Annotated in this window: 7 protein-coding genes; 2 read left to right on the plus strand and 5 right to left on the minus strand. The window is 42.5% G+C overall.

Annotation, left to right across the window (positions count from 1 at the left end):
• Window positions 1–81 precede the first annotated feature (81 nt).
• Window positions 82–1,962, plus strand: coding sequence for a methyl-accepting chemotaxis protein (locus AN213_RS03675; protein WP_055197489.1), 1,881 nt, complete (start codon window positions 82–84; stop codon window positions 1,960–1,962).
• A gap of 94 nt (window positions 1,963–2,056) precedes the next feature.
• Here the strand turns inward: AN213_RS03675 and AN213_RS03680 are convergent, their stop codons facing one another.
• The 5 genes from AN213_RS03680 to priA form a co-directional block, all read right to left on the minus strand.
• Window positions 2,057–2,431 carry a gamma-butyrobetaine hydroxylase-like domain-containing protein gene (locus AN213_RS03680; RefSeq protein WP_055197491.1) on the minus strand — a complete coding sequence of 125 codons (375 nt, stop codon included), beginning with the start codon at window positions 2,429–2,431 and terminating at the stop codon, window positions 2,057–2,059.
• Window positions 2,432–2,501: 70 nt separating this feature from the next.
• Window positions 2,502–3,830, minus strand: coding sequence for an HslU--HslV peptidase ATPase subunit (hslU, locus tag AN213_RS03685; RefSeq protein ID WP_054563327.1), 1,329 nt, complete (start codon window positions 3,828–3,830; stop codon window positions 2,502–2,504).
• An 11-nt stretch (window positions 3,831–3,841) separates the two neighbouring features.
• Window positions 3,842–4,360: an ATP-dependent protease subunit HslV gene (gene hslV, locus AN213_RS03690; RefSeq protein WP_054552816.1), complete on the minus strand. Its 519-nt coding sequence runs from the start codon at window positions 4,358–4,360 to the stop codon at window positions 3,842–3,844.
• A gap of 80 nt (window positions 4,361–4,440) precedes the next feature.
• A complete protein-coding gene (locus tag AN213_RS03695; RefSeq protein WP_055197493.1) occupies window positions 4,441–4,968 on the minus strand; it encodes an SPOR domain-containing protein in 528 nt (175 codons plus the stop codon).
• 16 nt (window positions 4,969–4,984) lie between these two features.
• Complete coding sequence (priA, locus tag AN213_RS03700; RefSeq protein WP_055197495.1) at window positions 4,985–7,165, minus strand: primosomal protein N'; 2,181 nt, start codon at window positions 7,163–7,165, stop codon at window positions 4,985–4,987.
• A gap of 233 nt (window positions 7,166–7,398) precedes the next feature.
• On the opposite strand from priA, the gene rpmE reads away from it, so the two are divergent.
• On the plus strand, window positions 7,399–7,614 hold the full coding sequence (rpmE, locus tag AN213_RS03705) for a 50S ribosomal protein L31 (RefSeq protein ID WP_036973208.1): 216 nt from the start codon (window positions 7,399–7,401) through the stop codon (window positions 7,612–7,614).
• Window positions 7,615–7,735 lie beyond the last annotated feature (121 nt).

A 7,735-nucleotide genomic window follows, 5' to 3' on the forward strand; every position in this document is an offset into this window, starting at 1 on the left:
CGGCAAGTTTAACCACTTTTTATTAGCTGCTTTAAATAGTTTAGCTATACTTTAAATGCATGTTTCTATAAGGCACTTTGAATGAATGTATTACAAAACTTAACTATTAAGCGTCGTTTACAGTTAAACGCGCTCGTTGTTGGTCTTGCAATGATTGTGATGCTGTGTGTAATTATCTTTGAGTCGCGCATGATGCTAAAGCTCAACGAAACAATTCAAAATGCGGAGGAGCTCGACATTCATGAACTTGCGATGCGTAAACATGAAAAAAACTTTTTGTTTTACAAAGATGTCGATAGCCTTGAGCTTTTTGAAAAAGAGTATTCGCAGCTAAAAAATAAAATGGCGCGACTAGACGAGTTAGTGAAAGATTTGTCGATGGACTCATCTAAGCTCATTGAATTTAGACGTCTTGCGAAAACTTATTACGATGACTTCAATGAAGTTGTGGTACTACAAAAGAAAATAGGTTTACACCCTAAAGATGCACTTTATGGTGATTTACGTGGTGCAGTGCATCAAGTAGAAACATTATTAAGTGAGCGCGAAAACTATAAATTACTAACTTTAATGCTACAGCTTCGCCGTGCAGAAAAAGACTTTATGCTGCGCTTTGATTTAAAGTATATGGGCAAGTTTGATGATTTAGTTGCTAGCTTTAGATCAGAGGTTAAAAACGCTGGGTTCGATGCAAATTACGAAAACCAATTACTTAGTTTGCTTACGACTTATCAAAGTAAATTTAAAGCCTTAGTTGATGCACAAGTTGCCTTGGGCCTTGATTTAGAGTCAGGGGCACTCGGTGAGATGAAACGCAGTGTTGAGCTTAGTGATGCAATTGTCAGCCAACTGACCACACAAACTAAAGAGTTTGTAGAATCTAGTGCTGCTAGTGCGCAGTTGATTGCCATTCTTGTGTTTATTATTGCGAGCATTTTAGTGATGCTATTAGTTTACTTTACTAGCCGCTCAATTATTCAGCCTATCGAACGTGTGTACCACACGATTAACGAAATTCGTCGCAATAACGACTTAAGTATGTCGATTACTCAATCAGGTAAAGACGAAATCACCACAATGACGATCGACTTTAATAGCTTGATCAGTGATTTTAAAAAGCTGATTTACGAGGTAAATACAGCGCTAAGTACTCTTAACGTGGCCACAGAACATTTATCTGAAACGACTGCAGCAACTAGCTCAGGTATGCAAGAGCAGCTTCACGAAGCTGATATGGTTGCCACAGCTGCCACCGAAATGCAGGCGACGATTCAAGATATCTCACACAATACTGAAGCAGCAGCGAAAAAAGCTGAGTCGACTAACGTAAGTGCGCAGCAAGGCCGCTCTGAGGTTGAATCTACTGTGGTGCAAATAAACCACTTATCTGATTCACTCGGTAATGCGTCAAGCGTGGTGTCGCAGTTAGAAAAAGACGCTGAAACCATTGGCTCTGTACTTGATGTTATTCGTGGCATTGCTGAGCAAACAAACTTACTGGCACTCAATGCAGCCATTGAAGCGGCGCGTGCCGGTGAACAAGGCCGTGGCTTTGCGGTAGTAGCAGATGAAGTTCGCTCACTTGCGCAACGTACCCAAGATTCAACGCAAGAGATCGAGAGCATTATTTCGACCTTACAAGGGCGTACGCAAGAAGTGGTGAGCATTATGCAGCAATGTCGTACGCAAGGTGGCGAAAGTGCAGCACAGGCAAGTAAAGCTGGTGAGTTACTTCGCTCAATCACCGAAGATGTACAAACCATAATGGATATGAGTACTCACATTGCCACCGCAATTGATGAGCAAAGCCAAGTGGCTTCTGAGGTGAATAAAAACGTGGTACGTATTCGTGATATTGCGCAAGAAGCATCGGGCCACGCGGCGACTAATGCGCAAACCAGCGAAGAGGTGTCTGAGCAAGCACGTGTGCTTTATCAGGCAATCGATAAGTTTAAAGTTTAATGAATTAGCCTGTTGAAAAACAAAAGCGCGGTGACGGTTTCGTCATCGCGCTTTTTGTTTTTAGGTGTGCTTTATCGAGGCATTTTGATAGGTATTAAGGCACAAACTTAATAGGCACGCTGTCTTTACTTGCTTCGTGCTCAGAGACTCTCGTTTGGTATTGCTGCCAAAGCTCATCATGGTTAGCTTGCAGCTCACTTAAATAGTGCCAGCTGAATAAACCGCTATTATGATTATCGCTAAACACCAGTCGAATCGCATAATGACCAACCGGCTCAATCTTGCTAATTCCTACCTGTTGCTTACCAAGTACGAGTTTCATAGGTTCATTGCCATGACCTTGTACTTCAGCAGAAGGTGAGTGAACACGCAAAAATTCAGCACTAAATAGAGCAATAGTCTGATCATCAAAATGAACATCTAATACTTTGCTAACGCTGTGATAATGCACTTTAGTGACTTCTTTCATGTGAGCCTTACCTTATATAAACTAAAAAGCCTCCAACAGGAGGCTTTTAATTATAACGCTAATTTGTTGATTAAAGAATGAAGCGACTTAAGTCTTCATCTTCAACAAGTGCACCTAAATGCTGCTCAACGTAATTGGCATCAATTGTTAGTGTTGAACCAGCTTTTTCTGAAGCATCAAATGAAATTTCTTCCATTAGTTTTTCCATCACAGTGTGCAAGCGACGGGCACCGATGTTTTCGGTTTTTTCATTCACTTGCCAAGCTGCTTTTGCGATACGTTCAATGGCATCATCAGTAAACTCAACGTCAACTTGCTCTGTTTTTAACAGCTCACGTTGTTGCTCAGTTAATGAAGCATGAGGCTCAGTTAAGATACGTTTAAAGTCATCAGCACTTAGTGCTTCAAGCTCAACGCGGATTGGTAAACGGCCTTGCAGCTCTGGGATCATGTCTGATGGTTTAGACATTTGGAATGCGCCAGATGCGATAAATAACATGTGGTCAGTTTTAACCATGCCATGTTTCGTGCTTACTGTTGAACCTTCGATTAATGGTAGTAAGTCGCGCTGTACACCTTCGCGGCTAACATCTGGGCCAGATGCTTCACCACGTTTACAGATTTTATCGATCTCATCGATAAACACGATACCGTTTTGCTCTACTGCGAAGATAGCTTGCTCTTTTAACTCTTCAGGGTTAACAAGTTTTGCTGCTTCTTCTTCAACCAATAGCTTAAATGCTTCTTTGATTTTTAGCTTACGGTTGCTGCGCTTATCGCCACCCATGTTTTGGAACATGCTCTGAAGCTGGTTGGTCATTTCTTCCATACCAGGAGGAGCCATGATCTCAACATTAGGTTGAGCTTGTGCAACATCGATATCAATTTCTTTATCGTCTAACTGACCTTCACGTAATTTTTTACGGAAAGATTGGCGAGTAGAAGAGTTCTCTTCTGTTTTTGACTCACCAAAGGTATCGCGTGCTGGTGGTAAAAGAGCATCTAAAATACGCTCTTCTGCCGCTTCTTCAGCGCGATGTTTGAATTTTTTGGTTTGCTGTTCACGCGTCATTTTAATTGAGATATCAACTAAATCACGAATGATCGTTTCAACTTCTTTACCAACATAGCCCACTTCGGTGAACTTTGTTGCTTCAACTTTAATAAAAGGCGCATTAGCAAGTTTAGCTAGGCGGCGAGCAATTTCAGTTTTACCCACACCTGTTGGGCCAATCATTAAAATGTTTTTTGGTGTTACTTCACTACGTAAATCATCGCTCAGTTGCATACGGCGCCAGCGGTTACGTAGCGCGATTGAAACTGCTTTTTTAGCTTTAGCTTGGCCAATAATATGTTGATCAAGCTCGTGAACGATTTCTCTTGGCGTCATCTCAGACATGGCAGTTCCTATTACAATTCTTCAATAGTTTGGAAATTATTCGTGAATACGCAGATGTTGCCTGCAATAGTAAGGCTTTTCTCTACAATGTCACGTGCACTTAGGTCGGTGTTTTCTAGTAGCGCTGTGGCTGCTGATTGCGCGAAGTTACCACCACTGCCAATCGCAATTAGGTCGTTTTCTGGCTGCACAACATCACCGTTACCTGTGATAATTAATGAAGCAGTTTCGTCTGCAACTGCTAATAGTGCTTCGAGCTTTCTAAGTGCGCGATCACTACGCCAATCTTTGGCCATTTCTACGGCAGCTTTGGTTAAGTTGCCTTGGTGCATTTCTAGTTTGCTTTCAAATCGTTCGAAAAGGGTGAAGGCATCAGCAGTACCGCCAGCGAAACCAGCGATTACTTTGCCATTATAAAGACGTCGAACTTTGCGGGCGTTGCCCTTCATTACGGTGTTACCAAGCGAAACTTGGCCGTCGCCACCAATAACGACCTTGTCGTCGCGGCGTACACTTACAATAGTGGTCATGATTATTCCTCATCATCGAGCGGCAAGGCCGCTCGTAAAAAGCGATTGATGAGGTGTTTATATGGGTGAATGAACTAAAATCAAGTCCAAAGCCAAATTCCGCAGCCCATTATTTTGATGCGTTTAAGTTTATTCTTGTCACTTTCAGCTAAACGTTTGGTTTCGTATGGGCCTAAGCGCACTTTATACCAAACACCATTGCTGCCCTCAGTTTTCTTAACTTCGGCCACTAAGCCGGCAAAAGCGATTTTAGCTTTTAATGTTTGTGCTTGCTCAAATGTTCTAAAAGAGCCGCATTGCATTACATATGGACCTTTTTGTTCAATCTCTTTTACTTCAACCTGAACTTCGTGCTCTTTAATCTCTTTGATAAATTCAGGTGTCTTAGGTGGTGGAATAACTACTTCTTCTTTTTTAGTCGGGTTTGCTTGCTGCTCTACTAACTCAGGATCAGCATTATGTTTGATATACCATAGGCCGTAACCAAACCCGCCTACTAAGATAAGCGCAATTAAAACAAGAATAATAGGGAAGGGCTTTTTCGCCGGGGCTTGTTTTTTATTATTTCGATTTGCTGGTTTTTTATTTATGTAATCGTGTTGTGCCATGACTCTTAATTGGCCTTTAAATCATATCTATAGGATCAACATCTAAGCTCCAACGCACCTTTTGCGCTAATTTACTGGTACTTATATAGTCGACCATTTGCGCTAAATATTGGTGTAAGTGGGAGCGTTCCTGCGCCTGAATATGTAACTGAAAGCGGTATTTACCTGCTACACGTTCCAGTGGTGCAGGTATCGGACCGAGCAATTGTATACCAGATACGTTCTGGACAGGAACCAAATCAGTTAAAAAATCCATCACTTGATTTATGTTATGTCCTTCGGCACGAACCATAGCCATATTTGTGATTGGCGGAAGCTGCGCGTCTTCTCGCTCTGTGAGTGCGTAACGGGCAAAATCTTGATAACCATTATTAACTAAGTCTTGCAGTAGCGGGTGCTCAGGAAAGTGAGTTTGTAATAATACTTGCCCAGGTTCACCACTTCGACCTGCACGGCCTGCCACTTGCGTAACCAGTTGCGCTAAATGCTCTGTGGCGCGAAAGTCACACGAATATAATCCGCTGTCGACATCTAGGATTAAAACAAGGCTAACATCGGCAAAATGGTGGCCTTTTGCCAACATTTGCGTGCCAACTAAGATACGCGCACCGCCTTGGTTGATATCATCAAGGGCTTTTTCTAAGCTGCCTTTACGACGAGTTGAATCTCGGTCGATACGACTAATTGGAATATCAGGGAAGGTTTGTGTTAAAAACTCTTCGATTTGTTCAGTGCCTTTGCCATTTGGAAAAATCTGCGTGCTGCCGCAATCAGGGCATTGATGAGGCACCTGATGTTGCTCACCACAGTGGTGACAAATCATCTGGCCAATGGCTTTATGAAAGGTTGCACTAGTACTACAACGTGAGCACTCACTTAGCCATCCGCACTCATGGCATATGAGGGTAGGCGAAAAACCACGACGGTTTAAAAATACCATCACTTGCTTACCACGTTCTAAATGCTGGCGCATATAGGCAAGGCTGGCATGGGCAATCCCTGCTTGCTCAGGCTGGCCTTTCATGTCCATTAATTGAAACTGGTTATCGGTGCTGGTTTGAGCGCGCTCAGTAAGGCTCAACAGCTGATATTTGTTATTAATTGCTTTATGTAAGGTCTCAAGTGCCGGTGTGGCACTGCCTAGAACGAGCGGAATATTATGTTGGTATGCTCTATAAGCGGCTAGGTCTCTAGCATGATAGCGCAATGTATCTTGTTGCTTAAACGAGCTGTCGTGCTCTTCATCAACGATGATCATGCCAAGTGATAAAAAAGGTAAGAAAATACTTGAACGTGTGCCGATCACTATGGCGCAGCTGCCTTTTTCACAAAAACGCCAAGTTTGTAAGCGTTCGTTATCTGTTAGTGCTGAGTGCCATAGCATAATCGGAGTATCAGGAAAGCGACGACGAAAACGGTTGACTGTTTGGGGTGTTAAGCCAATTTCAGGCACTAATACTAAGGCTTGCAGACCTTTTTTCAGTACTTCTTCTAGGCATTGCAAATACACTTCGGTTTTACCACTTCCGGTAACCCCTTCAAGCAAAAAGCTGGTAAAGCCACGAGCTTGGTTAATGCTGGTGCAGGCAACAGCTTGCTCTTTATTAAGCACCGGCTTGCTACCAACACTAGGCGCGCGTTGCTGCCATTGGTTATCATGTTCAATAAACTGGGTGATCAGTTCTTTATCGAGCAGACTATCGATGGTTTTTTTGGTAAATCCGAGTGCTTTTAATTCTGTAACCGATGATTTGCCCGATTCGGCTAGCTGCTTTAATAAATTTAACTGGGTTTTTGCTTTCAGCGACGGCAGCTTTGCACCTTTATCGGTTAGCTCAACCATGTTAATGCTGGTTTTATCTGGGCATTCGCCTTGCCTTAATGCAGCCGGAAGTGCCGTATGAATGGTCTCGCCCAATGGGTAACAGTAGTAGCGTGCTGTGAATTTTAGTAATGCTAAGTGTTGCTCAGATAAAACTGGCGTGTCGTCTATAACATCAATAATCGGCTTTATTTTGTCAGCGGGAACATCGGTTGATGTTTTAAGAGCCAAGACCACGGCAACCTTTTTTTGACTACCAAATGGCACGCGAACGCGCATACCTGGCTTTAACTCAGGGCTATGCAACAGCTGTTCAACTTTATAATCGAAGGTACGCTGTAAAGGGACTTTTATGGCAACTTCTACAAAGTGCATGACAACTCAACTGAAACAAAGGTAGAAAGATAATGTACTAAAATTACTGTTAAAAACCTACCAACAAATACTGAACAACTCGCCACTTGGTTATTTTTTTAGCGAAAGATGTATTTAAAGCTTGTCGTAAGGCTTCTTGAGCTATAAAATACGCGGCCTATTAATTGTATTAACTGCGTATGGTGCCAGACTTCGGGTTTGGAGAGCGATACGGCCTTAACTAGAGGTTCCCTATGAAAGAAGGTATTCACCCTAAGTACGAAGCTATCACTGCAACTTGTTCATGTGGTAACAAATTCGAAACTAGCTCAACTCTTTGTAAAGACATCCACTTAGACGTATGTTCTGAGTGTCACCCGTTTTACACTGGTAAGCAAAAGATTTTAGACACTGGCGGCCGTGTTGATCGTTTCAACAAGCGCTTCGGTGCACTTAGCAGCAAGAAGTAATCTCTGCTGTTTAGTTAAAGAAAGCACCTTAGGGTGCTTTTTTTATGCCTAAAATTCACAAAACTCATTATTGATACCAATCCGCAATAATACTTAATCATTTTGAGGGATTAAACCTGTC

Origin of the sequence: Pseudoalteromonas sp. P1-8 (genome assembly GCF_001399985.1) — a bacterium.
In the GTDB taxonomy this organism is placed as follows: domain Bacteria; phylum Pseudomonadota; class Gammaproteobacteria; order Enterobacterales; family Alteromonadaceae; genus Pseudoalteromonas.

Coding starts and splice junctions, on each gene's coding strand:
- hslU (WP_054563327.1), bottom strand. CDS start 3,830: ATGTCTGAGATGACGCCAAGAGAAATCGTTCACGAGCTTGATCAACAT.
- hslV (WP_054552816.1), bottom strand. CDS start 4,360: ATGACCACTATTGTAAGTGTACGCCGCGACGACAAGGTCGTTATTGGT.
- AN213_RS03675 (WP_055197489.1), top strand. CDS start 82: ATGAATGTATTACAAAACTTAACTATTAAGCGTCGTTTACAGTTAAAC.
- AN213_RS03680 (WP_055197491.1), bottom strand. CDS start 2,431: ATGAAAGAAGTCACTAAAGTGCATTATCACAGCGTTAGCAAAGTATTA.
- priA (WP_055197495.1), bottom strand. CDS start 7,165: ATGCACTTTGTAGAAGTTGCCATAAAAGTCCCTTTACAGCGTACCTTC.
- rpmE (WP_036973208.1), top strand. CDS start 7,399: ATGAAAGAAGGTATTCACCCTAAGTACGAAGCTATCACTGCAACTTGT.
- AN213_RS03695 (WP_055197493.1), bottom strand. CDS start 4,968: ATGGCACAACACGATTACATAAATAAAAAACCAGCAAATCGAAATAAT.